Origin of the sequence: Streptomyces sp. NPDC042638 (assembly GCF_040647235.1) — a bacterium.
In the GTDB taxonomy this organism is placed as follows: Bacteria; Actinomycetota; Actinomycetes; order Streptomycetales; family Streptomycetaceae; genus Streptomyces; species Streptomyces rameus.
Window position 1 is genome coordinate 1 of record NZ_JBEZBT010000030.1, and the last position, 26788, is coordinate 26788.

23 protein-coding genes are annotated in these 26788 nt (G+C 73.9%); 14 read left to right on the top strand and 9 right to left on the bottom strand.

The genetic code is table 11. The annotated features are described in order from the left end of the window. Nucleotides 1-231: 231 nt before the first annotated feature. The 3 genes from AB0B40_RS23060 to AB0B40_RS23070 are packed head-to-tail and all read left to right on the top strand — an operon-like array spanning nucleotide 232 to nucleotide 6096. Complete coding sequence (locus AB0B40_RS23060) at nucleotides 232-1038, top strand: HlyD family efflux transporter periplasmic adaptor subunit (protein ID WP_345060343.1); 807 nt, start codon at nucleotides 232-234, stop codon at nucleotides 1036-1038. Further along, nucleotides 1035-3269, top strand: coding sequence for an NHLP family bacteriocin export ABC transporter peptidase/permease/ATPase subunit (locus tag AB0B40_RS23065; RefSeq protein WP_345060341.1), 2235 nt, complete (start codon nucleotides 1035-1037; stop codon nucleotides 3267-3269). The genes AB0B40_RS23060 and AB0B40_RS23065 overlap by 4 nt, the downstream gene beginning before the upstream one ends. Nucleotide 3270: 1 nt before the next feature. Further along, nucleotides 3271-6096 carry an NHLP bacteriocin export ABC transporter permease/ATPase subunit gene (locus AB0B40_RS23070; RefSeq protein ID WP_362265298.1) on the top strand — a complete coding sequence of 942 codons (2826 nt, stop codon included), beginning with the start codon at nucleotides 3271-3273 and terminating at the stop codon, nucleotides 6094-6096. Between the two features lie 95 nt (nucleotides 6097-6191). On the opposite strand, the gene AB0B40_RS23075 is transcribed toward AB0B40_RS23070, so the two are convergent. Together AB0B40_RS23075 and AB0B40_RS23080 are read right to left on the bottom strand one after the other, a co-directional pair. Further along, entirely contained in the window at nucleotides 6192-6797 is a 606-nt protein-coding gene (locus AB0B40_RS23075) for a dihydrofolate reductase family protein (RefSeq protein ID WP_345060337.1), read from the bottom strand. 68 nt (nucleotides 6798-6865) lie between these two features. Then, complete coding sequence (locus tag AB0B40_RS23080; RefSeq protein WP_345060361.1) at nucleotides 6866-7684, bottom strand: ribonuclease BN; 819 nt, start codon at nucleotides 7682-7684, stop codon at nucleotides 6866-6868. 260 nt (nucleotides 7685-7944) lie between these two features. Here AB0B40_RS23080 and AB0B40_RS23085 point away from each other — a divergent pair, with 260 nt between their 5' ends. Then, on the top strand, nucleotides 7945-8991 hold the full coding sequence (locus tag AB0B40_RS23085; RefSeq protein ID WP_362265356.1) for a galactosyldiacylglycerol synthase: 1047 nt from the start codon (nucleotides 7945-7947) through the stop codon (nucleotides 8989-8991). A gap of 35 nt (nucleotides 8992-9026) precedes the next feature. Here AB0B40_RS23085 and AB0B40_RS23090 read toward each other — a convergent pair whose 3' ends face one another. The 3 genes from AB0B40_RS23090 to AB0B40_RS23100 form a co-directional block, all read right to left on the bottom strand. Next, a complete protein-coding gene (locus tag AB0B40_RS23090) occupies nucleotides 9027-9806 on the bottom strand; it encodes a polysaccharide deacetylase family protein (RefSeq protein ID WP_362265300.1) in 780 nt (259 codons plus the stop codon). Nucleotides 9807-9813: 7 nt separating this feature from the next. Further along, the gene (locus AB0B40_RS23095; protein WP_345060333.1) at nucleotides 9814-10734 is read right to left on the bottom strand and encodes a DMT family transporter; all 921 of its coding nucleotides are present in this window, start codon (nucleotides 10732-10734) and stop codon (nucleotides 9814-9816) included. A 126-nt stretch (nucleotides 10735-10860) separates the two neighbouring features. Continuing rightward, the gene (locus AB0B40_RS23100) at nucleotides 10861-11715 is read right to left on the bottom strand and encodes an SDR family NAD(P)-dependent oxidoreductase (protein ID WP_362265302.1); all 855 of its coding nucleotides are present in this window, start codon (nucleotides 11713-11715) and stop codon (nucleotides 10861-10863) included. A 261-nt stretch (nucleotides 11716-11976) separates the two neighbouring features. Between AB0B40_RS23100 and AB0B40_RS23105 the strand changes: the two genes are divergently transcribed. From AB0B40_RS23105 to AB0B40_RS23125, 5 genes are all read left to right on the top strand, one after another. Then, the gene (locus AB0B40_RS23105) at nucleotides 11977-13482 is read left to right on the top strand and encodes an MFS transporter (RefSeq protein WP_362265304.1); all 1506 of its coding nucleotides are present in this window, start codon (nucleotides 11977-11979) and stop codon (nucleotides 13480-13482) included. A 173-nt stretch (nucleotides 13483-13655) separates the two neighbouring features. Further along, complete coding sequence (locus tag AB0B40_RS23110; RefSeq protein WP_362265306.1) at nucleotides 13656-13823, top strand: hypothetical protein; 168 nt, start codon at nucleotides 13656-13658, stop codon at nucleotides 13821-13823. Nucleotides 13824-14112: 289 nt separating this feature from the next. After that, entirely contained in the window at nucleotides 14113-15126 is a 1014-nt protein-coding gene (locus tag AB0B40_RS23115; RefSeq protein WP_362265308.1) for an iron-containing redox enzyme family protein, read from the top strand. Between the two features lie 30 nt (nucleotides 15127-15156). After that, the gene (locus AB0B40_RS23120; RefSeq protein WP_345060357.1) at nucleotides 15157-15801 is read left to right on the top strand and encodes a HemK2/MTQ2 family protein methyltransferase; all 645 of its coding nucleotides are present in this window, start codon (nucleotides 15157-15159) and stop codon (nucleotides 15799-15801) included. A 52-nt stretch (nucleotides 15802-15853) separates the two neighbouring features. Continuing rightward, a complete protein-coding gene (locus tag AB0B40_RS23125) occupies nucleotides 15854-16120 on the top strand; it encodes a CDGSH iron-sulfur domain-containing protein (RefSeq protein WP_362265358.1) in 267 nt (88 codons plus the stop codon). Between the two features lie 207 nt (nucleotides 16121-16327). On the opposite strand, the gene AB0B40_RS23130 is transcribed toward AB0B40_RS23125, so the two are convergent. Continuing rightward, nucleotides 16328-16762, bottom strand: a complete 435-nt coding sequence (locus AB0B40_RS23130; protein ID WP_345060323.1) for a protease inhibitor — start codon at nucleotides 16760-16762, stop codon at nucleotides 16328-16330. 472 nt (nucleotides 16763-17234) lie between these two features. On the opposite strand from AB0B40_RS23130, the gene AB0B40_RS23135 reads away from it, so the two are divergent. Then, nucleotides 17235-18827: a cytosine permease gene (locus tag AB0B40_RS23135; RefSeq protein ID WP_362265309.1), complete on the top strand. Its 1593-nt coding sequence runs from the start codon at nucleotides 17235-17237 to the stop codon at nucleotides 18825-18827. A gap of 82 nt (nucleotides 18828-18909) precedes the next feature. Next, nucleotides 18910-20079 (top strand): lactate 2-monooxygenase, encoded by a 1170-nt coding sequence (locus AB0B40_RS23140; protein WP_345060319.1) that lies wholly within the window; start codon nucleotides 18910-18912, stop codon nucleotides 20077-20079. A gap of 122 nt (nucleotides 20080-20201) precedes the next feature. On the opposite strand, the gene AB0B40_RS23145 is transcribed toward AB0B40_RS23140, so the two are convergent. The 3 genes from AB0B40_RS23145 to AB0B40_RS23155 form a co-directional block, all read right to left on the bottom strand. After that, complete coding sequence (locus AB0B40_RS23145) at nucleotides 20202-21851, bottom strand: RICIN domain-containing protein (RefSeq protein ID WP_362265310.1); 1650 nt, start codon at nucleotides 21849-21851, stop codon at nucleotides 20202-20204. A 170-nt stretch (nucleotides 21852-22021) separates the two neighbouring features. Then, complete coding sequence (locus tag AB0B40_RS23150) at nucleotides 22022-22402, bottom strand: toxin Doc (protein ID WP_345055335.1); 381 nt, start codon at nucleotides 22400-22402, stop codon at nucleotides 22022-22024. 3 nt (nucleotides 22403-22405) lie between these two features. Next, nucleotides 22406-22645: a hypothetical protein gene (locus tag AB0B40_RS23155; RefSeq protein WP_030344647.1), complete on the bottom strand. Its 240-nt coding sequence runs from the start codon at nucleotides 22643-22645 to the stop codon at nucleotides 22406-22408. Nucleotides 22646-22806: 161 nt separating this feature from the next. On the opposite strand from AB0B40_RS23155, the gene AB0B40_RS23160 reads away from it, so the two are divergent. The 3 genes from AB0B40_RS23160 to AB0B40_RS23170 all read left to right on the top strand — a co-directional run bounded on the left by AB0B40_RS23160 (nucleotide 22807) and on the right by AB0B40_RS23170 (nucleotide 26756). Continuing rightward, nucleotides 22807-23337, top strand: coding sequence for a methylated-DNA--[protein]-cysteine S-methyltransferase (locus tag AB0B40_RS23160; protein WP_345055328.1), 531 nt, complete (start codon nucleotides 22807-22809; stop codon nucleotides 23335-23337). 11 nt (nucleotides 23338-23348) lie between these two features. Then, on the top strand, nucleotides 23349-24071 hold the full coding sequence (locus tag AB0B40_RS23165) for a 2OG-Fe(II) oxygenase (RefSeq protein ID WP_345055326.1): 723 nt from the start codon (nucleotides 23349-23351) through the stop codon (nucleotides 24069-24071). Nucleotides 24072-24365: 294 nt separating this feature from the next. Then, a complete protein-coding gene (locus AB0B40_RS23170) occupies nucleotides 24366-26756 on the top strand; it encodes a SpoIIE family protein phosphatase (RefSeq protein WP_362265312.1) in 2391 nt (796 codons plus the stop codon). The last annotated feature ends 32 nt before the right edge of the window (nucleotides 26757-26788 follow it).

Here is a 26788-nt window from a genome sequence, read left to right on the forward strand (position 1 = left end):
GCCGGCCCGCCGGCGAACTGCACCGGCCGACGGCCGACGCGGTCGCCCCCCGGATGACCAGGCTCGGCGCCTGGGAGGACTCTCGGATGCCCAGGAACACGTGGGCACCCGGCACACGTGCGCCTCTGAAGCACACACGTATGCGCAGCACATACGCCTCGGCGACACGCGCATCCGCAGCACACGTGCCTTTGAAACACTTGCGTCTCTCCCACAGGTGAGGGAAGTTCCGTGCAGTTCCGCCAACAGGCCCTCGCCAAGCTCCAGTCCCCGGAAGAGCTGGATCTTCCGGTGCGGCTCGCCCGCCCGCAGGGCTGGCTCGCGCTCGGCGTCACCGTCGTCGTCATGGCCGCCGCCTCCGTGTGGGCGGTGACCGGCTCGGTCGCCTCCACGGTCGGCGCGCCGGCCATCCTCACCCACGGGCAGGGCAGTTACCTGCTGCAGAGCCCCGTCGCCGGGCAGGTGACGGCGGTCCTGGCCCGGCAGGGCGAACGCCTGCCCGCGAACGCGCCGGTCCTCAAGGTCCGTACGGGCAGGGGCGACACCGTGGTCCGCACCGTCGCCGCGGGCCGGGTGACCACGCTCGCCGCCGGCATCGGACAGATCATCCAGACCGGCGCGAACATCGCCGCGGTCGAGAAGGTCGCCCATGCCTCCGACCCGTTGTACGCGACCGTGTACGTGCCCGCCGAGAACGCCGCCGCCATCCCGGCGCACGCCTCGGTCGACCTCACCGTGTCCTCGGTGCCGACGGAGCGGTACGGCGTCCTGCGCGGCGAGGTGAAGTCGGTGGACCGCACCGCGCAGTCCCCCCAGTCCATCGCCGCGTACCTCGGCGACAGCCAGCTCGGCGAACAGTTCACGCGCAAGGGCCGCCCGGTCGCCGTACTGGTGGAACTCGACACGTCGTCGTCCACGAAGAGCGGCTACCGGTGGTCCACCGCCGGCGGGCCGCCGTTCCGCCTCGACTCCATGACCCTCGCCACCGGTTCCGTCCGCCTCGCCGACCAGCGACCCGTCGATTGGCTGCTCCCGTGACCGCCCCGACCGGGAACGCCCCGGAAACCCGTCCCCGCAGACGGGCGGCTCCCGCGAAGCGGCCGGCTCCCAAGTCCCGTACCGGTACGGTCCGTACGCCCACCGTGCTGCAGATGGAGGCCGTCGAGTGCGGCGCCGCCTCCCTCGCGATGGTGCTCGGCCACTACGGGCGGCACGTCCCGCTGGAGGAGCTGCGCATAGCCTGCGGGGTCTCCCGCGACGGCTCCCGCGCCTCCAACCTGCTGAAGGCGGCCCGCGGTTACGGCCTGACGGCCAAGGGCATGCAGATGGACCTGTCCGCCCTCGCCGGGGTGCGGGCGCCCGCCATCCTGTTCTGGGAGTTCAACCACTACGTCGTCTACGACGGCGTGGGCCGCCGCTTCGGCCGGCGCGGGGTCTACATCAACGACCCCGCCAAGGGCCGCCGGTTCGTGCCCATGGAGGAGTTCGACGGCAGCTTCACCGGGGTCGTCCTGGTGCTGGAGCCGGGCGACGGCTTCAGCAAGGGCGGGCGCAGGCCGGGTGTGCTCGGCGCCATGCCGGCCCGGCTGCGCGGCACGGCGGGCACCCTCCCGGCGGCGATGCTGGCCAGCCTGCTGCTGGTCGCGGTCGGCGCGGCCGTGCCCGCGCTCAGCCGCACCTACATCGACGTGTTCCTCATCGGCGGCCAGACCTCGCTGCTGGGCGTGCTGTTCACCTCGATGGCCGTCTGTGTGCTGCTCACGCTGGTGCTGACCTGGCTCCAGCAGACCAACCTGCTGCACGGCCGGATCATCTCCTCGACCCTCTCCAGCGCCCGGTTCCTGCGCCATCTGCTGCGGCTGCCGGTGACGTTCTTCGCCCAGCGCTCCCCCGCCGACCTGGTCCAGCGCCTGCAGTCCAACGACCAGGTCGCCGAGACCCTCGCCCGCGACCTCGCGGCGGCCGGTGTGGACGCGATCGTGGTCGTGCTGTACGCGGTCCTGCTCTACACCTACGACCCGCAGCTGACGTTCCTCGGCATCTCCGTGGCCCTGCTGAACGTGGTGGCCATGCGGCTCGTCGTACGGTTGCGCGCCACCCGGACGGCGAAGCTGCGCGCGGACACCGCGCGGCTCACCAACACCTCCTACACCGGTCTCCAGCTGATCGAGACGATGAAGGCGACCGGCGGTGAGGACGGCTACTTCCGCAAGTGGGCCGGCCAGCACGCCACCACGCTGGAGGAGCAGCAGCGGCTCGGCGTGCCGAGCGCCTGGCTGGGGGTGGTGGCGCCGACGCTCGCCACCTTCAACAGCGCGCTCATCCTGTGGATCGGCGGGCTCCGCGCGGTCGACGGGCACATCTCGGTCGGTCTGCTCGTCGCGTTCCAGGCGCTGGTCACCCGCTTCACCGCGCCGCTGACCCGGCTCAACGGAGTGGCGGGCCGCATCCAGGACTTCGCGGCGGACGTGGCCCGGCTGAAGGACGTGGAGAACTTCCGGGCCGACCCGCTGCACTCCCGCCCCGAAGGCGGCGACTCGACCCGCCGGCTGCACGGGCACGTCGAGCTGGAGAACGTCACCTTCGGCTACAGCCCGCTCGACCAGCCGCTGCTCACGGGCTTCGACCTGACCGTCGGCCCCGGGCAGCAGGTGGCGCTGGTCGGCGGCTCGGGCAGCGGCAAGTCCACGGTCTCCCGGCTCATCTCGGGCCTGTACACCCCGTGGGACGGGGTGATCCGCATCGACGGCCGGCGGCTGGAGGAGATCCCGCGCGGCGCCCTCGCCGCCTCCGTGTCCTTCGTCGACCAGGACGTCTTCCTGTTCGAGGGTTCGGTCCGCGACAACGTGGCCCTGTGGGACCCGTCGATCCCCGACGAGGCCGTGGTGGAGGCGCTCAAGGACGCGGCCCTGTACGACGTGGTGACGCGCCGCCCCGGCGGTATCCACAGCAAGGTGGAGCAGGACGGCCGCAATTTCTCCGGCGGGCAGCGCCAGCGCCTGGAGATCGCCCGGGCGCTGGTGCGCCGGCCGAGCATCCTGGTGCTGGACGAGGTGACCAGCGCGCTGGACGCGGAGACCGAGCTGGTCGTGATGGACAACCTGCGGCGGCGCGGCTGCGCGTGCGTGGTGATCGCGCACCGGCTGAGCACGGTCCGCGACAGCGACGAGATCGTCGTCCTCCAGCACGGCACGGTCGTGGAGCGCGGACGGCACGAGGAGCTGGTGGCGCGTGGCGGCGCGTACGCGGCGCTGGTCAGGGAGCGGTGAGATGACGACTGTTCAGGAGGGGTACGGAGGCGACCTCGTCCTCGGCGCGCTCGGCTCGCTCGGCACCCGGCTGGACTGCGCCGGTCTGGGCCGCCTGGACCTTCAGGGCCCGCAGGTGCTGTGGCTGGTCACGGCCGGCGCCCTGGACCTGTTCGCGGTGGACGCCGCCGGGCAGGGCCACTGGCACCACCTCGGGCGGCTGGAGCCGGGCGCGCTGCTGCTCGGCCCGGTCACCGGGCCCCAGCACACGCTGGTGGCCCGCCCGGTCCGGGACTGCGTGGTGCACCGCGTCAGCCTGCGCGAGCTCTATCAGCCGGCCCCCACCCAGACCTGGTCCTACGACGAGTACGGCAACCCGCAGTACGTGCCGCCCGCCACCAGCCCGCTGGAGTACGCGGTCGCGCTCGGTGTGGGCCGCGGCCTGTCCGTCCTCTTCCAGGCCCCGATGGCCGAGGAGCGTCCGGCCACGCCCACGGACGACGACGTCTTCTGGATGCAGGTGCCCCCGGGCAGTGTCCAGTACGGCTCGCTGTACGGCGCGGAGGCCGCCGCCGACCTGCTGATGGACCCGGCGCTGTGGCAGAGCATGGTGGACCAGCAGTACCGGCTGCTGACCGCGCTGGACCGGTGGATCGAGCAGCTGGAACGCGCTCACGAGACACGTACGGCCGCCGGGATCAAGGCCGGTGAGGCGGTGCGCGCACAGGCCGACCAGACCCTGCTGGCGTCCATCGGCAAGCGTTCGGCCCGCCGTACGACCGCCGCCGACGCGGATGCCTCGTACGCGGCCTGCAGACTGGTCGCCGAGGCGGCCGGGATCGCCCTCGCCGAGCCCGCGCAGGGCGGCACCGAGAGCGACCGGCTGGATCCCGTCGAGCGGGTCGCCCTTGCCTCACGCGTACGCACCCGGGCGGTCCGCCTGGACGGGCGCTGGTGGCGGGAGGACGTCGGCCCCCTGGTCGGCCGGCGGGCGCTGTCCGGAGCCCCGGTCGCCCTGCTGTGGCGGCGCGGCGGCTATGTGGCCGTACAGCCCGCGACCGGCCGTGAGACACCCGTCGAGAAGGCGAACGCGGAGGAGTTCGAGCCGCGCGCGGTGATGTTCTACCGGCCGCTGCCCGACAGACGGCTCGGGCCGCTCGGACTGCTGCGGTTCAGCCTGGCCGGCACCCGCGCGGACCTGCTGCACCTGCTGCTCGCGGGCCTGGTGACGGTGGTCATCGGCGCGCTGGTGCCGATCGCCACGGGCAAGGTGCTCGGCGAGTACGTGCCGCGGGCACAGGTGGGTCTGATCGTCCAGGTGTGCCTGGCGGTGATGGTGAGCGGGGTGGTCGCGGCGGCGTTCACGCTGCTGGAGAACCTGTCGATCCTGCGCCTGGAGGGCCGTATCGAGGCGGCGCTGCAACCCGCCGTCTGGGACCGGCTGCTGCGCCTGCCCACCCGGTTCTTCACCCAGCGCTCGACCGGTGAGCTGGCGAGCGCGGCCATGGGCATCAGCGCGATCCGCCGGCTGCTGGCCGGAGTGGGCCCGGTGGTCGCGCAGTCGGTGACGGTCGGCGCGATGAACCTCGGTCTGCTGTTCTGGTACAGCGTGCCGATGGCGATGGCGGCGGTCGGCATGCTCGTCGTCATCGGGGCCGTGTTCACCGGTCTGGGGCTGTGGCAGGTGCGCTGGCAGCGGCGGCTGGTGGTGCTCGGCAACAAGCTGAACAACCAGGCGTTCCAGACCCTGCGCGGGCTGCCCAAGCTGCGGGTGGCGGCGGCCGAGAACTACGCGTACGCCGCCTGGGCGCGCCAGTTCGCGCGCAGCCGGGAACTCCAGCAGCGGGTCGGCCGGATCAAGAACCTCACCACGGTCCTCGGCGCGGTCTATCTGCCGGTGTGCACACTGCTGATGTTCATGCTGCTGGCGGGTCCGGCCCGGGGGGCGATGTCGGCGGCGGACTTCCTCACCTTCAACACGGCGGTGACCATGGTGCTCACCTCGGTCACCCAGCTGACCGGCGCGTTCGTGTCGGCGGTGGCGGCGCTGCCGCTGTTCGAGGAGATCAGGCCGGTGCTGGACGCCACACCCGAGGTACGGACCGGGAGCACCCGCCCCGGCCCGCTGTCGGGTGCCGTGGAGGCCCGCCGGCTCTCCTTCCGGTACGCCGACGACGGCCCGCTGGTCCTGGACGACGTGTCCTTCGCGGTCCGGCCGGGCGAGTTCGTCGCGGTGGTCGGCCCGAGCGGGTGCGGCAAGTCCACGCTGCTTCGCCTGCTCATCGGCTTCGACCGGCCGGTCTCGGGCAGCGTCCTGTACGACGGCCAGGACCTCGGGGCGCTCGACCAGTCCGCGGTGCGCCGCCAGTGCGGGGTGGTCCTCCAGCACGCGCAGCCGTTCACCGGCTCGATCCTGGACGTCATCTGCGGCACCGAGCCGTACACCCCGGAGGAGGCGATGGCGGCGGCCGAGCTGGCGGGGCTCGCGGAGGACATCAAGCGGATGCCGATGGGGCTGCACACGATCGTCGCGGGCAACGGCGCGATCTCGGGCGGTCAGCGCCAGCGTCTGATGATCGCCCAGGCTCTCGTCCGGCGCCCGCGCCTGCTCTTCCTCGACGAGGCGACCAGCGCGCTGGACAACGACACCCAGCGCATCGTCATCGACAGCACCCGCAAGCTGAACGCCACCCGGATCGTGATCGCCCACCGGCTGTCGACCGTCCTGGACGCCGACCGGGTGATCGTGATGGAGGACGGCAAGGTGGTCCAGCAGGGCACCCCGGACGACCTCCTCGCCGACACCGGGGGCAGGCTGCACGAGCTGGTACGCAGGCAGCTGACCTAGGCCCGGTCCGCGGCGCCGCCCGGGTGAGGCCCGCCGGGCGGGGCGTGCCCGGCGGGCTTCACCCGTGGCCTGTTCGGTGACCCGGACGAAACCGCCTAGTAGCTGTCGGAGCCGGGCTTGCCGTTCGGCCGGTAGACGCCGACGACGGTGCCGCCCTTCGTCGTCGAGACGCTGACCGGCTCCAGCGCGGTGGGGATCGCTCCGTCGGCGAACAGCCGCTTGCCGGTGCCGATGATCACCGGATGGACGGTCAGCCGGAACTCGTCGACGAGGCCGTGCCGCATGAGGGTCTGAGCGAGATCGCCGCTGCCGACGACGTTGATGTCGCCGCCGTCCGACGCCTTCAGCCTGAGTACGGCATCGACGGTGTCGCCCTCCAGCAGCGTGGAGTTCCGCCACTCGACGGACGTCAGGGTCCGGGACGCCACGTACTTGTGCATGCTGTTCATCCGATCGGTGAACGGGTTGCCGGGATCGGCGGTCGGCCAGTACGACGCGAAGATCTCGTACGTCTTGCGGCCGAGCAGCATCGCGTCGGAGTGCTCGTACCAGCCGGCGATGGCCGTGCCGACCTCGTCATCGGACACCGGTTTCTGCCAGCCGCCGTACTCGAAGCCGCGGTCGGCGTCCTCGTCCGGACCGCCCGGCGCCTGCATGACGCCGTCCAGCGTCAGGAACGTACAAACAATGATCTTGCGCACGGTGCGCTCCCTTCGTCGAGGGGTAGACCGCGCGACCGCCGGAGACTCATCGGTGCGGACGTCAGGTCCTAGGGGGATTCCTCGTCACCCTTCCCCTGCGGCTCGTCGTGGTGGTGGGACGGCATCCAGTGGTGTTCGGTGAACCAGCGGCCGAAGAGGGCACCGCCGTAGATGACGAACCCGACGCCGATCAGCCAGGACTCGACGACGAGTACGGTGCCGACGGCTCCGTAGCTCAGGGCGTTCGTGACGATGAGCGGGGTGAAGACGAGGTAGGAGAAGGCCCTCAGTCCGGCCAGGCCGATGACCGTGGCCAGCGCGCCGGGCAGCAGCCCGCGCCAGCGGATCTGGCCGCCCAGCAGGAAGCGCTGGCCCCACCAGAAGAAGAGCACCCCGCTGATGGCGGACACGATGATCCGCTGGTCGCCGTGCAGCGTCGTCTTCGTCGCCACCTCCTGGTAGAGGTAGGCGGTCAGAAGAACCAGCCAGGTCGCCTGCCGCCACACCCGGTGCCAGGGACCGGGCGCCAGGCCCCAGATCCGTTCGTAGGCGTTCTGCACACTGCCGCCGAAGGCCACGCCGAAGACGGCGAGCAGCACGGCGCTCCAGACACTGGTGGTGCCGATGACCTTGCGCGGCGGGCTGACCACGTCGGTGATCACGCGCGCGGACCGGCCGGTGAGCCCCATGCCGTCGGTGAGCCAGGAGGCGAAGCCGCCCCGCACCAGGGGGTCGGCCGCGGCCACCACGATCAGCAGGGGCGCCAGTGTCACCAGGGCCAGGGTGGCGAACCCCATGGCCCGGTGCATCAGCTCCAGCTCCTGTCCGTGCTCGAACAGGGCCCGGACGCGCAGCCACTGCCACGCGCGGTGCAGGCCGCGCCGCAACCGCTTCACGGCTCCTCCCGTGCTCGCCGCCCACACGCTCTCCCGTAACCGATTCCAGCGTGGCACGCCGTGGGCGGCTCGCAGCCGGAGGACGGGGCACCGGCATGGTGTCGTGGTGCGCACGAGTGACGCTCCGGCCGGGCGACACGGCGGGCGCGTCCGCCGTCCGGGCGCCGCGTCGGCGGAGAATCGGGGCTGTGCGGACCACCGACCAGGAAGCGCCGGGCGGCCGGCGGCGAACGCTGATCGTGAGCGCGAGCATGGGAGCCGGTCACGACACCGTGGCCGCCGAACTCGCGCGACGGGCCGCGGCCCAGGGGCACGAGGCCCATGTGGCCGACGTGCTGCGGCTGCTGCCCCACGGCCTGGGCACGGGGCTGCGCCTCGGTTACCAGGCCTCGGTACGGCACCTGCCCTGGGCGTACGCCGGGATCTACGGCGCGTTCCTGCGCGAGGGCGGTGGCCCCCGGCCCAGCGGGGTCCCACTGGCCAGGCTCGCCGCGGACCGGCTGACGGAACTCGTGGACCGGCTGGACGCCGATGTGGTGGTGTCCGTCTTCCATCTGGCCGCACAGCTGACCGGGCATCTGCGGGCCCGGGGCAGGCTGCGGGTGCCGTGCGCGGTGTTCCTGCTCGACTTCGCGGTGCACCGGCAGTGGCTGCATCCGGGCAACGACCGGTATCTGTGCCTCACCGACGCGGCGGCGGAGCGGGTGCGCCGGGCCGTCCCCGCGCCCGTGGTCACGACCGGCCCCGTGGTCGCGCCCGCCTTCCGCGCCCCGGCTCCCGGAGCCGCCCGGTGGCGGGAGCGGTTCGCCGCGCGGGCACCCGGCCGGCCCCCGGTCCTGCTGTCGGCGGGTGCCTGGGGCGCCGCGTCCCGGCCGGCCGGCACCGCCCGGCTGCTGGCGGCGGGCGGCTGGCTGCCGGTGGTGCTGTGCGGCCGTAACGAGCGGCTGCTCGCGCGTCTGTCGCGGGAGCCGGCGGCGGTCGCCCTGGGCTGGGTCGACGACATGCCCGGGCTGCTGGCCGCGTGCCACGCCCTGGTGGACAACGCCGCCGGCCAGACCGCCGTCCAGGCCCTCGCCTCGGGCCTGCCCGTGATCGGCCACCGCCCGCTGCCCGGCCACGGTGCCGAGGGCGTACGGCGGATGGCCGACCTGGGCCTGTCCGAACTCGCGCCGGACGGCCCCGCGCTGCTGGCGGCCCTGGCCGCGCTCCGCGAGGGCGGCCGGGAACGCACGGACCGGGTGACCCGCGGCCAGGCCCTCTTCCGGCACGACGCGATGAGGTACGCGACCGAATGGTGACCCTCCGCGCTCCGGCCCTCGTACGGCCGACGCGGTCACCTCGTGGGGGCTTCCCCCGCTGCGGGGGCCGGTGCGGCTGCCCATGCCCGGGCGTGTTCGCTCAGCGGCCCCACTTCCAAGGCCGCCTCCCGGCAGCCTCCGACGAGGGCCGGCAGGGCACCCAGCGCCGCGTGCCAGCAGCCGGGAGCCGAGTACCGGTCGGAGTCGTGCAGCAGGACGGTGCCGCCGCCGCGCAGGTCCGCGGCGACCCGGGCCCGTACGGACTCCGGCGTGGCGTCCGCCGTCCAGTCCCTGCCCCAGGCCGACCAGAGCACCGTCCGCAGTCCGGCCCGTCGCGCGGCCCGCCAGCGGCTCGTGGTGAGGATGCCGTACGGCGGGCGGTACCACCGCGGGCGGTGCCCGGTGATCTCGTGCACCGCGCGGACCGTCCGGGAGACCTCCTCGGCGTCGCGGGCGAACGCGGGGCGCCAGGGCCGGTCGTGGCGCCAGCCGTGCACGCCCAGTTCGTGTCCGCGCCGTACGGCCTCGCGGACCACGGCCGGGTGGCGCACCACGTGCTCGCCGACCACGAAGAAGGTGGCCCGTACCCCGAGCCCGTCCAGCGCGTCGAGGAAGCGCGGGGTGGACACCGGGTCCGGTCCGTCGTCGAAGGTGAGCGCGATGTGCCGACGGCGGCCGGTGCCGGCGAACCCGGGGAAGAGCAGGGGCCGCAGGCCCGGGAGCCAGGTGGCCGCCGGGCCGATGTGCGCCGCGGCGGCACCGGCCGGCAGCAGGAGGGCGGCCGTCCGCCAGGAGCGGCCGGGCGCGAGGGACATCGGTGACCTACCTCCTCGGAGTGCGCGGGACGGCGGCGGAGCCGGCAGGGTCCGCCGGGTCGGTGGCGTCCCACTCCCCGGCGGCCGACGACGCGTGGGCCAGGCCGATGCTGCCCGCGCCGATCAGGGCGGCGCCGATCACCTCCGGCAGCACGTGCAGACCCAGGCGGATCGTCTCGTCGAACAGCACCCAGCCGAGGACGACGCTGGTGAGCGCGTCGCCGAGGGTGAGCGCGGGCTGGGATGCGGTCAGCGATCCGGCGGCGAGCGCCCCCTGGAGCAGCAGGAAGGCGACGAGTCCGGCGGCCCCGGTGGCGTACAGCGACCAGTGCGTGAACATCGCCGCGGGGCCGTGGGCCAGTCGCCCCACGGCCTCCTTGAGCAGCGCCGCCGTGGTGGCGAAGGTGACCGCCGAGGCGAGACCGAGCAGCGCGGCCCGGGACGCGCCCCTGACCGGGCGCGCGGCCACCGCGAGCAGGACGACGGCGCCGAGCGCTGCGCAGCCGCCCAGCAGCCAGGCCCCCGGCCGCGCGGTGGGCCGGCCGGCCGACGGAGCAGCGGCGAGCAGGAACAGGGCCAGACCGACGGCGAGGGCGGCGAACGCCAGCCAGGTCCGGGTGTCGGGGCGGCGCCGGAAGACGACACTGCCCACGGCCAGGGTGAACAGCAGCTCGGCGGCGAGCAGGGGCTGGACCAGCGACAGGCTCCCGGTGGCCAGCGCCCCGGCCTGGAGCACGCCGGACAGCGCCAGCAGCCCGGTGCCGGTCAGCCAGGACGGACGCCGCAGTAGGTGGCCGAACCGGCGCACGGCCGACTGCGCCCCGTCGCCCTGGTCCGGCTCCTGCACGGCGGCCCGCCGCTGCAGCACCGAGGCGGACGCGTTGGACAGGGCCGCGAGCAGGGCGAGCAGCACCGTGACGACGGTCACGACACACCCACCGGAAGCCCTCGGCGCGCCGCCGGTACGGCCCGGGCCCGCCACCCCGCGCCGCTGGAGGCCGACAGCGTCCTCACGGCGACCATGACGCACCCGCCCGGACCGGACATGGCCGCCTCACCCGAAGCGGGCGGCGAGCCGCCGGTAGAGACCGGGCGCCGCGCCACGCACCCGGGCGGGCAGGCGCAGCCATCCGGGGACGTACACCTCGTCCCTGCCGTGCAGTACGGCGGCGTGGACCGCGTCCGCCACGCGCTCGGGGGATACGGCCCGCGGCCAGGACCTCGTGTAGGGGATGCCCCGCCGGTCGAAGAAGGGCGTGTCGACCACGCCCGGGATGACAAGGCTGACCCCCACTCCGGTGCCGCGCAGCTCGTACCGCAGGGAGTCGGCGAAGGTGCCCAGGGCGGCCTTCGCCGCGGAGTAGACGGCTTCCCCGCGTACGCCCACGCAGCCGGCGAGGGACCCGATGAGCACGACGCGTCCCGATCCGGCCGCGACCATGTGGGGCAGTACGGCCCGCACGAGGTGCACGGTGGCCAGCAGGTCGACGCCCACGATCTCGTCGATGCGGGCGGCGGGCATGCCGGTGAAGTCGCCGGCCCAGCCGACGCCGGCACCCGCCACGAGCAGGTCCACCTGACCGAGGTGGTCCAGGACGAGCTCGGTGAGCCGGCGGCCGGCGCCGGGCCGGGTCAGGTCCGCAGGCAGCGCGATCCCGTCGGCGAGCGCGGCCACCTGCTCCAGTCGGGTGACGTCACGCCCGTTCAGCGCCAGCCGCCAGCCGCCCTCGGCGGCCAGCCGGCGGGCCACGGCCGCACCGATGCCGGAGGAGGCACCCGTCACCAGGGCGGTACCGCCCCGACCGGTCCGGCCGCGACCGGTGAGCGGGGCGACGCAACGCTCCTCGGCCGTGGCCGGCGCCGTCCGGGTGCCGTCCGGCGGTCCTGGCGGGGAGGGGGCATGGGACATGGTGACGACCTCACTGCGACGGCGTGCACGGGCTCGCGAACTCCGGGGCCGAATCCTCGCGGTGTATCCAGGGCGCCACACACTGAAACTCCGCGCACGGCGGGACCCGGGCGGCGGGGCCCGGCACGTGAGCGGCGGCACCCAAGATAAAGAAACGTTGCCGTTTCGCTCGTATCGTCGTAGGCTCGACGTGTACGAAACAGTTTCGTTTACGAGCTGTTTCCCTTTCCGCACCCTGACGACTTCCCTGGAGTGGCCCCCATGTCCGAGAAGACCCTGGCCGCCGCCTCCGGCGCGGGAACCGCGGCGACGCAGGAAGGCGCGGCCTCGCCCAGGCGGTGGGGGATCCTCGCGGTCATCGCCATCGCCCAGCTGATGGTGGTTCTCGACGCCACCATCGTTAACATCGCACTGCCGTCCGCCCAGACCGACCTCGGCTTCTCCGACGGCAACCGGCAGTGGATCGTCACCGCCTACGCCCTGGCCTTCGCCTCCCTGCTGCTGCTCGGCGGCCGGATAGCCGACCTGTTCGGCCGCAAGCCCGCCTTCCTCGTGGGCGTCGTCGGTTTCGCGGCGGCCTCCGCGCTCGGCGGTGCCGCGAACGGCTTCACCATGCTGGTCGCCGCCCGCGCCCTCCAGGGCGCCTTCGGCGCGCTGCTCGCCCCCGCCGCACTGTCGCTGCTCAACACCACGTTCACCGACGCCCGGGAACGGGCGCGCGCGTTCAGCGTCTACGGCGCGATCGCCGGTGCCGGCGGCGCGGTCGGCCTGCTGCTCGGCGGTGTGCTGACCGACGCGCTGGACTGGCGCTGGACGCTGTACGTCAACGTCGCCATCGCCGTCATCGCCTTCGCGGGCGGCTGGGTGCTGCTGGGCAACCACCGCGACGCGGCGAACGCCAGGCTCGACGTACCGGGGACGGTCCTGGTCGCCTCCGGTCTGTTCGCCCTGGTCTACGGCTTCTCCAACGCCGAGACCCATGACTGGGACTCGCCGCTGACCTGGGGCTTCCTCATCGCGGGCGGTGTCCTGCTGGCGGCCTTCGCCTGGTGGCAGACCCGGACGGCGCACCCGCTGCTGCCGCTGCGCATCCTGCTCGACCGTGACCGGGCGGCCTCCTTCCTCGCGGTGCTCATCACCGGTGCCGGCATGTTCGGCGTGTTCCTCTTCCTGACCTACTACCTCCAGCTCAACCTCGGCTTCAGCCCCACGAAGACCGGCGTGGCCTTCCTGCCGATGGTCGGCGCGCTGATGGTGACCGCCCAGGCCGGCACCACGATGCTGCTGCCGAGGCTCGGCCCGAAGACCGTCATCCCGCTGGGCTTCGCGATCGCCACGGCCGGCATGGCCTGGCTGACCGGCATCGGCCTCGGCTCGCACTACCTGGGCGCGGTGCTGCCGCAGCTGATCGTGATCGGTGTGGGTCTCGGCCTGGTCATGCCGCCGGCCATGCAGCTGGCCACGGGCGGGGTCGCGGCCGAGGACGCGGGTGTGGCCTCGGCGACCGTCAACGCCATGCAGCAGGTCGGCGGCTCGATCGGCACGGCCCTGCTGAACACCCTCGCGGCGAGCGCCGCCACCGACTACCTCTCCGGCCGGAACGCCACCGCCAAGCTGGTGCAGGCGCAGGCCACCGTCGAGAGCTACACCACCGCCTTCCGGTGGTCGGCGGTCCTCTTCGGCGCGGGCGCGGTGATCGCCTTCCTCTGCTACCGCCGTGGGGTGCCCCGGCAGGACGCGGGCGCCACGCCCGTCGTCCACATGTAGACGACCATGCAGACCGCCCGGCATGGAGATCGTCTTGCAGCTCGCCGCGCCCGGGCCGAGGGGCCGCCGTCCCCCCGCGGACGGCGGCCCCTCGGCCGTCCCGGCACAACGCTTGAGAACGCGCCGGCGGGTAACCCGCACAGGAGATCACCACGACGGCGGAAGGAGACGTCATGCCGGGCGGCAACGAGCACGAGGACCAGCCGGAGACGGCCCTGGAGGAGGTGCTCCGGGAGGTCGAGGAGGCCGAGAAGCGCGACGAGGACAAGACGGCCTCGGGCGAGGCCGGCGACGCCATCACCCCGAACACCGGCGCGCAGGAACAGGCGGAGGGCGACTGAGGCGCGCAGGATCAGGCGGAGGGCGACTGAGGCGCGCAGGATCAGGCGGAGGGCGACTGAGGCCGGCCGGGCAGCCCGCCCGCGGAACGCTCCGCCGCGGACACCCGGCCCGCTCCGCCCCGGTTCACCGCCACGGCGCGACCGACGCGGTGCACCCGGTGACCCGGTGCCGGGTCGGCGCGGTGCACCCGGTGACCCGGTGCCCCGGTGGCCGGTCGGCACGGGATCCGCGTGATCCAGCGCGCGCGTGCGCGGAGATTCTTTCCCTCGGGCCGGGTACCCGAGCCCCATGACCGACCACCTGCGAGGACCTCAGCTGCCCACGCCCCGCGGGCCTCTCTCCGCCGCCGTCACCGCCTACCTGCGCGGCACGGGCCCGCTCCCCCGCCCCACGGAGGCCGGGGCCGCCGACCCTTACGGCGACGATCTCCAGCTCGCCCTGTACCTGTGCTACGAACTGCACTACCGCGGCTTCGCCGGGGTGCCGGCGGACACCGAGTGGGACCCGGACCTGTTGCGCGTCCGGGCCGGCCTGGAGCACCGCTTCCTCTCGGCGCTGCGCGCCGACAGCCCGGCCCACGACAGCCTGGACGAGGCGCTCGCCGCCCTTCTCGTCGAGCCGGCCGAGGGCACGGGGGTCTCCCATTTCCTGTGCTCCGAGGGCGAGCTGTGGCAGCTGCGGGAGTACGCGGCGCTGCGCTCGCTGTACCACCTGAAGGAGGCCGACCCGCACGCCTGGGTGCTGCCCCGGCTGTGGGGCCGGGCGAAGGCGGCGATGGCCGCCGTGGAGTACGACGAGTTCGGCGGCGGCCGGGCCGAGCGGGTGCACGCGCGCCTGTTCGCCGACCTGATGACGGACCTGGGCCTGGACACCGCCTACGGCCGCCACCTGGACGCGGCCCCGGCCGAGATGCTCGCGGTGGTCAACCTGATGTCCCTGTTCGGCCTGCACCGGGAGCTGCGCGGCGCGCTGGTGGGCCACTTCGCCGAGGTGGAGATCACCTCCTCGCCCGGCTCCCGCCGCCTGGCCGAGGCGATGCGCCGCACGGGCGCCGGCCCGGCCGCGGAGTTCTTCTACGACGAGCACGTCGAGGCCGACGCGGTGCACGAACAGGTCGTCCGGCACGAGGTGATCGGCGGACTGCTCGCCGAGGAGCCGGAGCTGGCTCCGGACATCGCCTTCGGGATCGACGCGACCGAGTACCTGGAGGGCCGGCTGGCCGGGCGGCTGCTCGACGACTGGCGCGCGGGACGGTCGGCACTGCGGACACCGCTGGCACAGGAGCTGTCTCATACATCCTGAATCCCGGGGTACCCGCGCGGTGTGATCGCTATGGTGCTTCCGGGCGTGTACGCCCCGCAGGACGACACGGAACTGCTGGCCGAGGCCCTCCGCGAGGAGGGTCCGCCGCCCGGCGCGCGCGTCCTCGACGTCGGCACCGGCAGCGGGGCGCTGGCCCTGGAGGCGGCCCGGCGAGGCGCTCGGGTGACCGCGGTGGACGTCTCCCGGCGGGCGGTGTGGACGGCCCGGCTGAACGCGTGGCTGACCCGGCTGCCGGTGCACATCCACCGCGGCAATCTCTTCACCCCGGTCCGTGACCGCACGTACGACCTCATCCTGGCCAACCCGCCATACGTGCCCGCGCCCGACACCGGGCGCGGACCGCGCGGCCGGTCCCGGGCCTGGGACGCGGGGCACGACGGGCGGCTGCTGCTGGACCGCATCTGCCGGGACGCGCCGGCGCTGCTGCGGCCCGGAGGGATCCTGCTGATCGTGCACTCGGCACTGAGCGGTCCCGACCGCACCCTGGAGCTGCTGCGGGCGTCGGGACTGAAGGCCGCGGTGGTCCGGCGCCGATGGATCACCTTCGGCCCGGTGCTGCGCTCCCGGGAGGACTGGCTGCGCCGGCGCGGGCTGCTCGCGCCGGCCGAGGACAGGGAGGAGCTGGTGGTCATCCGTGCCGAACGACCCTGCTGACACCGTGCAGCACGACCCTGCCGACACCGTGCCGGACGACCCTGCCGACACCGTGCCGGACGACCCGGCGACGCCCGTACGGGAGGACCCGGCGCAGGGCGCGGACGAAACCGCCGGCTCCGGGCCGCGCGCCCCGGCCCGGCAGGCCCGTCACGTCACCATGCGACGGCAAGGGCCCCTCCTGATGGAAGGGCCCGTGGAGATCGAACTGGAGGACGGGACCACGGTCTCCTCGGACCGGTTCCGCGTCGCTCTGTGTACCTGTCGGCGCAGTCGCCGCTACCCGTGGTGCGACACGAGCCATCGGCGCCGCGCCTGAAGACGAGGTCTAAACCAGTTGTTTTTCGCCGCTCCCCGGAAGGCCCCCCACGGGCCTGTCCGGGGAGCGGCTGTGTGCTCGGGACCGGCGGGCGGCCCCACTCCGCCCGCCTGCCCCGGTGCGAGATCGCAGGATCCCCGCGCCAGGGGCCGCACTCCCCAGTTGCGAGCCTGATCCGGTGTCGCGAAGACCCCTGCGATCCCGGTCTCAGAACGCGAAGAGGCTGCCGCCGACGGCGTCCCTCATGCACGCGTTGCCGAAGGTGCGCTCGTAGGAGACGCGCTTGCCCTGCCAGACGCCCTGGACCGTGACGACCACGGGGGCGTAGAGCTTGGTGCACATCACACCGTCCGCCGCCTTCAGCGATTCGAGATCGCCGTTGACGCCGCGCAGTTCGGCGCAGGCCTCGGCGGCGGCGGGGTGGGTGCCGGAGGCCGAGGGGGCGCAGTTCAGTGTGACGGCGCGCTCCGGGGTGGCCGTGGCCGCGTCGTTGCCGTGGCCGGTGGTGAGGACCAGCGCCGAGGGGGCGTAGAGCGACGACGGGGCGGCGCCCGGTGCAGCGACGGCGGCCCCGGTCAGGGGTCCGCAGACGGCGGCGGCCGTGAGGCCGAGGGCCGCTGCCCAGCGCGCGGTGTTCCGCATTGTGTGCATCCTTCCGCTCGAGAGACGAGGTGCCGGCTCCGGTCCGGTCGGGTGCCGGAGCGGCGAGCGCCACTCTGCCGAGTCCACCGCCGAAACTCACATCGAACCCATGGCTTTCAGTAACCTTTCGTGTTGAATCAGTGGCGTGAAGTCACGGAAATCGAACGCTGTGACCCCGGAACAGAGCCGTTCCCCCGTGCTGTGAGCGGTCAGATGGCTGAAAATCAGCGCTTCGTTAATCGTCCTGAAACATTCCGGCTCCGCCCTCCATAAGTCGCTTCATGACTCCTTGTGTTCATGAAGTGATCACCAGGAGTGGGTGCCTCCGCCATGCGGGCGGAGCACGTTCCCGCCCGACGGGTGGACGGATCATCCATCGGCGGCGCGAAAGTTGGATGAACCGTCGTCTGGATCATGGGCGGCGACGGCCGTACCGTCGCCACACCTCGCCCCCGTCCCCGCTGGAGCGCCCATGACCCCGCTGCCCGAACCACCCGTCCCGCCCGCCGCGTCGGCCCTCACGGAGGTGGAGGCGCACGGCGTGGAACGCATTCCGGACGCGGACCGCACCGCGACCGCGCTGGACCTGTTCCGGCTCGCCTTCGGCGGCGCCAACACCTTCTCGACCTGTGTGCTCGGCGCCTTCCCCATCCTCTTCGGGCTCTCCTTCCGACAGGGCCTTGCGGCCACCGTGCTCGGTGTCGTCGCGGGCGCGCTGATCCTGTGCCCGATGGCCGTGTTCGGCCCTGTCAACGGCACCAACAACGCCGTCTCGTCCTCCGCGCACCTGGGCGTCCACGGCCGCGTGGTGGGCTCGTTCCTGTCGCTGCTGACGGCGGTCGCGTTCTTCTCGCTGTCGGTGTGGAGTTCGGGCGACGCACTGGTCGGCGGCGCGCACCGGCTGTTCGGCCTGGAGCGCGACAACCTGTCGTACGTCGTCGCGTACGCGCTGTTCGCCGGTCTGGTGCTCGCGGTGTGCGTGTACGGCTTCCGGTTCATGCTGTTCGTCAACAAGATCGCGGTGATCTCGGCGAGCGCGCTGTTCCTGCTCGGCGTGATCGCCTTCGCGGGTGACTTCGACCCGTCGTACGCCGGTGTGTTCACGGACTCGGCGGACGCGGTCACGCGGTCGATGTTCTGGCCGTCGTTCATCGGCTCCGCACTCATCGTGCTGTCCAACCCGGTGTCGTTCGGCGCGTTCCTCGGCGACTGGTCGCGCTACATCCCGGCGTCCACTCCGCGCCGCCGGGTGGTCGGGGCCGCGTTCCTGTCCCAGCTCGCGACGCTGCTGCCGTTCGTGTTCGGCCTGGCGACGGCCAGCATCGTGGCGACGAAGGCACCGAAGTACCTCGACCCCGCGGCCCCGGACTTCGTGGGCGGGCTGCTGGCCGTCTCGCCGGGCTGGTTCTTCCTGCCGGTGTGCCTGCTGGCGCTGATCGGCGGCCTGTCTACGGGCACGACCTCGCTGTACGGCACCGGCCTGGACTTCTCGTCGGTGTTCCCGAGACTGTCGCGGGTCCGGGCGACCCTGCTGGTGGGCGTGCTGTCGATCGCGTTCATCTTCGTCGGCCGGTTCGGCCTGGACCTGGTGCAGTCGATCTCCACCTTCGCCACGATGATCGTCACCTGCACCACGCCATGGATGGTCGTGATGACGCTGGGCTTCTTCACCCGGCGCGGCTGGTACGACCCGGACGCCCTGCAGGTCTTCAACCGCCGTCAGCGCGGCGGACGTTACTGGTTCACGCACGGCTGGAACTGGCGCGGCATGACCGCCTGGTGGGTGGCCGCGCTGGTCGGCGTGCTGTTCACCGACATCCCGGGCCAGTTCGTGGGCCCGCTGGGTGACCTGGCGCACGGCGTCGACATCAGCCTGCCGCTCTCCCTGGCCGTGGCCGCGGTCCTCTTCCTGGCCCTGCTGTGGCTGTTCCCCGAACCGCGTGCCGCCTACGGCCCGCAGGGCGCCCGGCTGGTCCCGACGGCCGAGGTCCCGGTACCGCCGATCACCGGCCAGGGCGCCGTCGCCGGCGCGCCGGAGTCCCTGCCGGCGGCGGACGCCGGCTGATCCGGTCCCGGCACCGGCCCCTCCGACTTACCGGTCGGTATCGTCGGGCGGGCAGGTGACCGGTGACCGCGGGAGGGACGGAATGGCCAAGCACTGGGCGGACTTCCAGTACGAGATCTACCTGAACGGGATGACCGGGACCGTGCCCCGGCTCCCCACCGACCTGACCCGGCTGGAGGAGCTGGCCGAACACCGGCTCGGCCCGGGACCCGTGGGGTACGTGGCGGGCAGCGCGGGGGACGGCGGCACGGCCCGCGCCAACCGGGCGGCGCTCGCCCGGCGCCGGATCGTGCCGCGGATGCTGCGGGACGTGAACGAGCGCGACCTCACGACCGAGGTGCTGGGGCGGACCCTGCCGGCACCGCTCGCCCTGGCGCCCGTGGGTGTCCTGTCGATCATGCATCCGGACGCCGAGTCCGCCGCCGCCCGGGCCGCCGCCGCCCACGGCGTGCCGTTCATCCTGTCGTCGGCGTCGAGCACCCCGCTGGAGCGGGTGGCGGAGGCGATGGGGGACGCCGAGCGGTGGTTCCAGCTGTACTGGGGCAAGGACCGCGAGGTGACCCGGAGTTTCCTCGGCCGGGCGAAGGCGGCCGGTTTCTCGGTGCTGGTGGTCACCCTGGACACCCCGCTGCTGGCGTGGCGGCCGCGCGACCTGGACCAGGCGTACCTGCCGTTCCTGCACGGCGTGGGCACCGCCAACTACTTCACCGACCCGGCCTTCCTGGCCGGCCTCGCCAAGCCGGTGCACGAGGACCCGAACGCGGCGGTACTGCACTTCCTCGGCCTGTTCGGGGACGCGAGCCACACCTGGCCGGACCTGGCCTTCCTGCGTGAGCACTGGGACGGGCCGATCGTCCTCAAGGGCGTGCTGCACCCGGACGACGCCCGGCTGGCCGCGGACGCCGGGGTGGACGGCGTGGTGGTCTCCAACCACGGGGGCCGGCAGGTGGCCGGGTCGGTCGCGGCGGCCGACGCGCTGCCCGGGGTCGCGGACGCGGTCGGCGACCGGCTGACGGTGCTGTTCGACAGCGGGGTGCGCACCGGTGACGACGTCTTCAAGGCCCTCGCCCTCGGCGCGCGGGCGGTCCTGCTGGGCCGGCCGTACGTCTACGGGCTCGGCCTGGACGGCCGGGCCGGCGTGGAACACGTCATCCGCTGTCTGCTGGCGGAGTTGGACCTCACACTCGCCCTGTCGGGCCACGCGACCCCCGCCACGGTGACCCCGGCTGCCCTGGCCGAGTCCCCCGCCTGACCCGACCCGGCCGACGTCGCCCCGGCCCCCCGGGCGGGGCGGGGGCGGCAACCACGCGAGCGACCACGACCGGGGCGCCGTCGGCGACCTGCCCCGCGCCCCGCGGCGAGCTGCCGGGGGCGCTACGCGGGCCGGGCCGATCGCCCGCCCGGGCCGGCGATCGAGAGCGAGCCCGGGCTCGCCGTCGGCGTGCCGGTCGTCCATCGCTGGCCGGCGGAGCCGTCCCGGACCTTGACCACGAGGTCGGAGCCGGCCCCGTCGCCGGCGGCGAGGGCCAGGGTCCGGTCCCACCGGGGCAGCAACTCGCCCTGAGCGGTGAGGTCGTAGCGCACGTCGTCGCCGCGCTTCGACGCTGCGTCGGCGCAGTCGCCCAGCTGCACCACGCCGGCGTCGGCGTGCGAGTCGAGGCACAGGCCGGCTCCGGCCGCGTTGCGCAGTTGGCCGCCGGAGTCGTACGTCCACCGCTGCGTGAGCGCGCCGGAGCACGCGGCGAGGACGGCGCTCGCCCCGGCGCGGGGCGTGCCCTCGAGGTCCAGGCACAGACCGGCGGCGGCGTTGCGCAGCGGTCCCGGCCGGCCGGTGCCGGGCAGCGGCGCGGTGGCGGTCCCCGGCGAGGCCGAGGCGCCGGGCGCGGCACCGGCGGTGGCGACCGGGCCGGTGCTCGCGTCGCCGTCCGGCCACACGCTGACCGCGATCACGACGGCGAGCAGACCGGCCGCCGCCACGCAGACGCCGGTCAGCAGGGTCCGGGACGAGCGTGCCGCGCCGGGTGCGCGGCGCGCGGACTCCCCGGTGAGGGCCCGGCCGGCTGCGGAGCCGTCCTCGTCGGCCCGGCGCCGTCCGCCGGCCGCGCTCGTCCGGCCCAGGAAGCCCGGACCGCCGCCGCGCCTGCGGCCCCCGGAGCGGCGGGAGCCGCCGCGGGCGCGGGCGGGGTCCGGACGGCGGCCGGGGCGCGAGTCGAGGTAGCGGCGGGCGCCCCAGCCGAGCACGGCCTCGGCCAGCAGCACGCCCAAGGCCGCCTCGGCGTGGCCGAGTTGCTCGGCGGCGTGCCGGCAGTAGGCACAGCCGGACAGATGCTCCTGGACATCGGGCAGCAGTGCGCCGCCCCGGCGGATCGGGACGTCGAGCAGACGGTTGTAGTAACGGCACTCCTTGCCGGGCGCGAGTTCCCGATGGGCGCGTACCAGGCCCTCGCGGAACTTCTCCCGAGCCTGTTCCAGCGCCGCCCGCGCGGCCTCGATGTCCACGCCGAGCAGCCCGGCGGGCACGTCCAGCGGTTCCGCCTCGACCTCGGCGTGCCACAACAGCGCCTGTTCCAGGCGGGAAAGGCTGTGGAACGAGCGGTCGGACAGGGTGCGGTTCTCCGGTATCGGCGGGTGCGCGGCGCGCATACCGCGGCCCCCGGCGGGCTTGCCGAGTCCGGGCAGTACGGCGGCGATCCGGTCCGTGCCGGACCAGTTCACGACCGTGTCCCGGACGGTCACCAGCAGACGCGGGCGCAGCGCGTCGGCCGGTTCCCCGAGCGCCAGCCGGCCGAGGACCTGGTGGAAGGCGGTGGCGGTGACCATGTGGGCGAGGGGCCCGGAGGCGGCCAGGCAGATGACCGCGTACTCCTGGGCGGGCTGCCAGTGCCGGGCCATCAGGAGGGCGGAGGACCGGGACGCCTCCGCGTCGGAGCCGGCCCGCAGCGGGCCGGCGAGGAGTTCGTCCGGTTCCGCGGGTTCGGCGCCGGACGGCGGGTAGGGCGGACGAGGGGGGTGGGGGGTGTGCACTGAGCGGATTCCTTAGGCGCGTGGTGCGTCGGTGCGTGTCTCTCCCGCTCCCGTGCGTGCGGGAGATCGGGGAATGCAACCGCGCTGGAACCCTTGCACAACTGCCGCACCAGCAACAAGGCGCCCGCAGGACATCGACGGGTTTGCGAGAACCGTCCGGCTCCGGCGGGTCAGATCTGCCAGGAGCGGAGCCGGTCGGCCGCGCCGTACACGTCGGCCTTGCCGGAGATCAGGTCGCGGGCCAGGTCGACGAGGGCGCCGTAGGGCGGGTCGATGCCGGCGCCGCTGACGAACATGTAGGCCACCGCGGTCGCGCAGGCGAACCGGGCGTTGGCCGCGGGCAGCGGCTTGAGCACGGCGAGGGTGTGCAGCAGCGCGGCGGCGCGCCAGGCCGCGTCGGAGTCGACGCCGAGCCGGGGCGGGTCCACCCGGTGCCGGGCCACGGCGGCGACCAGAGCGGAGAAGTCGTCCACGGCGGGCTGGTCGGGCAGGACCTCCTCGTGCCGCTGGAGCAGCCACGGGACGTCGATGTGGATGACGGAGGGGGGCATGGCTCAGGCGGCCTCGCCCTTGGCGGGGCGCTCGTCGTCGGGGAAGGCCGCCGCGAACTCCTCGGCGTGGCCGGCGAAGAAGCGGCGGAAGGCCTCGGCGCCCTCCTGCAGCGCCCGGTGCCGGGCGATGTCGGCGGCGGCGGCCTCGCGCACGAGGGCCTTCATCGACGTACCCCGCTCCTTGGCGATCTGCCGCAGGTCCTCTAGTTCCCGTTCGCTGAACTCCACATTCAGAGCTGGCATGTCCCTCACGGTACCGCGCGGGTACTCACCCGTAAATATGAGCAGGTCGGACGGCACCCGGCACGGTACCGGCGGGCGGTGAAGGCCATGTCCGATTCCCGCCGGTGACGCGACGCGCGGCGCACCAGACTCGACAGCACGGAACAAGCCGAGGAGGACCGATGGCGACGCACACCGTCCGCACCGTCCGTACGATCCACACCGTCCACGCGAGCCCGCTGGGCGACCTGCTGCTGACCGGGTCCGTGTCCCCGGCCGGCGCTCTCACCCTCACCTCGCTGTCCCTGCCCGGGCAGGGCGGCGCGCCCGCGGTCCGTGCCGAGGACCGCGACGACCGCCCGTTCGCCGAGGCGCACCGGCAGCTGGCCGCGTACTTCACGGGCCGCCGCACCCGGTTCGACCTGACGCTGTCCCCCGCCGGCAGCCCGTTCCAGCGGGCGGTGTGGCAGGCCCTGGAGGACGTCCCCCACGGCACGACGACCACGTACGGAGAGCTGGCCGCCCGGCTCGGCGTGCCCCGCGCGGAGATCCGCTCGGTGGGCCGGGCCCTCGGCGCCAATCCGCTGCTGCTGCTCCGCCCGTGTCACCGGGTGATCGGCGCGGACGGCTCGCTGCGCGGCTACGCGGGAGGGGTCGAGCACAAGCAGTGGCTGCTCACCCACGAGGGCGCCCTGCAGCCCACCCTGCTGTGAGAGGAGGATCGATGACGCCCACCCCGGCCGAGATCCGCCGCCGGGCGGCCGGCACCGACTGGCCCGCGCTCGCGGCCGAGCTGGACGAGCACGGCAGCGCGCCCACCGGGGCACTGCTGACGCCCTCCGAGTGCGCGGACCTGGCCGCCCTGTACGAGCGGCCTGAGCTGTTCCGCACCACGGTCGACCTGGGCCGGCACCGGTTCGGCTCGGGTGAGTACCGCTACTTCCGCCACGACCTGCCCGCCGGGGTCGCCGCGCTGCGGGCCGCGCTCTACCCCCGCCTGCTGCCGGTGGCCCGGGACTGGGCGGCCCGGCTCGGCCGCCCGGCACCCTGGCCCGACTCGCTCGACGAGTGGCTGGCGCGCTGCCACGCGGCCGGACAGGACCGGTCGGCGCAGATCCTGCTCAGCTACGGGCCGGGCGACTGGAACGCCCTGCACCGGGACGTGTTCGGCGAGCTGGTCTTCCCGCTCCAGGTGGTGATCGCGCTGGACGCGTACGGCAGCGACTACACCGGCGGCGAGTTTCTCATGGTGGAACAGCGCCCGCGTGCCCAGTCCCGGGGCACGGCGAGCGTGCTGCGGCAGGGGCACGGCCTGGTGTTCACCACCCGGGACCGCCCCGTGCGCACGCGCCGCGGCTGGTCGGCCGGGGCCATGCGGCACGGGGTGAGCACCGTACGGTCCGGGCGGCGGCGCACCCTGGGGCTGGTCTTCCACGACGCCGCCTGACCGCGCCGCCGCCGCTCCGGTCACCTCGCCTCAGCGGGAACCAGAAGTACTCGCAACCGATCGTGAAGAAACAGATTCTGACGTGTTGCCACACATGCTCGTCAGGGGTCCGTCAGGACACGGGCGCCCCCGGGCCGGCGCCGGCCCCGGGATCGCCCTGACCGGGGACCTGAGCACGCCCGACGGGTCGGCCGTGTGGCCCGGGACGGCGTTCACGCGAGGGCCGGAAGCACTACCCTGGAGCGCGGGTGGTGTCACCCGATCACTGTGAGTGCGCGCTTGGGAGCGGCGACGATGAGCCGGGTCTATCCGTTCGACGATGGGGCGACGGCCCGGGCCGTCATCGGCGCCGACGGCACGCTGACCGAGTGGAACGAGGGTGCCCGCCGCCTGCTCGGCCACCCGGCCGAGGTCGTCCTGGGCCGCCCCGCCGCCGGCCTGCTGGCCGGCGCCGGCATCCCGGCCGCACCGACGGGCTCCCGCTGGGAGGGAACCGTCGGACTGCGCCACCGGGACGGCCGTACCCTCTCGGTGTGGCTGCTCGCCCACCGCCGCCCGCCGCGCGACGGACAGCCGGGCGACTGGCTCGTGGTCACCCCGCTCGACGGCGCGGAACCGTCCGCCGCCCGGGATCCGCTCGCCGAGGCGGGCCTGGTCCAGTCGCCCTGCGCCATCGCCGTCTACGACGACCGGCTGCGGCTGCGCCGGATGAACGAGGCGATGGCCGCCGTCGTCGGACTGCCGGAGGAACGGCTGCGGGGGCTCCGGCTCGCGGAGATCGGTGGCAGGACGCAGAGCGAGGAACTGGAACAGGGCCTGCTGCGGGTGCTCACCTCGGGCCGGCCGCTGGACGTGCATACGCACCTGCGCGCCTGCGAGGAGGGCCGGGCCCACGCCTGGCTCGCCCGCATGGCACCGGTCCGGGACGCCACGGGCCGGGTGCGGGGCGTGTGCATGGCCGCGCACGACGTCACCGACGGCCAGCGGGCCCGGCAGCGGCTCCAACTGGTCAACGAGGCCAGCGTGCGCATCGGGAGCACCCTCGACGTCACCCGTACCGCACAGGAGCTGGCGGACGTGTGCGTGCCCGCGCTCGCCGACTTCGTCACCATCGACCTGTTCGACCCCCAGGAGTTCGGCGGTGAGCCTCCGTCCCGCGTCATCGCGCCGGTGCGGCTGCGCCGCGCCGCCCACCGGTCGGTGCTCGACGGCGCACCGGAGGCGGTGATCGGCCCCGGGCAGACGGAGGAGTACCCGGAGTTCTCCCCGCAGGCCGACTCGGTGACCGCGGGCCGCACCATCGCCACCTCGCTGGCGACCGGCGACATGGACCAGTGGCTGACCTGGCACGGCAGACGCGGCGAACAGGTACGGGACTTCGGCGTCCACTCCGCGATGTCGGTGCCGATCCAGGCGCGCGGGCTGACCCTCGGGGTCGCGGTGCTCACCCGGCACCGGCGCCCGGACGCGTTCACCGCGGACGACGTGCTGCTGGCCGAGGAGATCACCGCCCGGGCCGCCGTCTGCATCGACAACGCCCGCCGCTACTCGAGGGAGCGGGAGACGGCACTGGCGCTCCAGCGCAGTCTGTTGCCCCGCTCGCTGCCGCGTACGGCAGCGCTGGAGGCGTCCTCCCGCTATCTGCCGGCCGCGCGCGCCGGCGTCGGCGGGGACTGGTTCGACGTGATCCCGCTGTCCGGGATGCGGGTGGCGATGGTCGTCGGGGACGTGGTCGGGCACGGCATCCAGGCGTCCGCCACCATGGGCCGGCTGCGCACCGCCGTGCGCACCCTGGCGGACATCGACCTGGCTCCGGACGAGCTGCTGACCCACCTGGACGATCTGGTGCTGCGGCTGTCGGACGAGTCCGGTGGCGAGGGCAGCCCCGGCGAGGTCGGCGCGACCTGCCTGTACGCCGTCTACGACCCGGTGTCCCGCCGCTGCACGATGGCCCGGGCTGGACATCCGGCGCCCGTGCTGGTGCGCCCGGGCGGCCGGCCGCGCCTGCTCGACCTGCCCGCCGGTCCGCCGCTGGGCCTCGGCGGGCTGCCGTTCGAGTCCGCCGAGGTGGAACTGCCCGAAGGGACGATCCTCGCCCTGTACACCGACGGCCTGGTGCTGTCCCGGGAGCGGGACGGGGACGCCAGCCGCGAGCTGCTGTACCGGGCGCTCGCGCAGCACACGGACTCGCTGGACACGACCTGCGACCGCGTCCTGCGCGCCCTGCTCCCCTCCGGCGGCGCCGCCGACGACGTGGCACTGCTCATCGCCCGCACCCAGGGGCTGCCCGCCTCCCAGGTGGCCACCTGGGAGGTCCCCGCCGACCCGGCGCTGGTCGCGCCGATCCGCAAGCAGGTCGTGGAGCAGCTGGACACCTGGTCGCTGAGCGAGGCGTCGTTCACCACGGAGCTGGTGGTCAGCGAGCTGGTCACCAACGCCATCCGGTACGGCTCGCACCCGATCCGTCTCCGGCTGATCCACGACGCGGCCACGCTGATCTGCGAGGTCTCGGACACCAGCCACACCGCCCCGCACCTGCGCCGGGCCAAGATCTTCGACGAGGGCGGCCGAGGTCTGCTGCTGGTCGCCCAGCTCACCCAGCGCTGGGGCAGCAGACACACCCCGGAGGGCAAGACGATCTGGGCCGAGCTGCCGGTGTACGAAGAGGACGCGCCGGGCGGGTAGGACGGTGCGGCGAGCCCGGCCGACGGGGACCG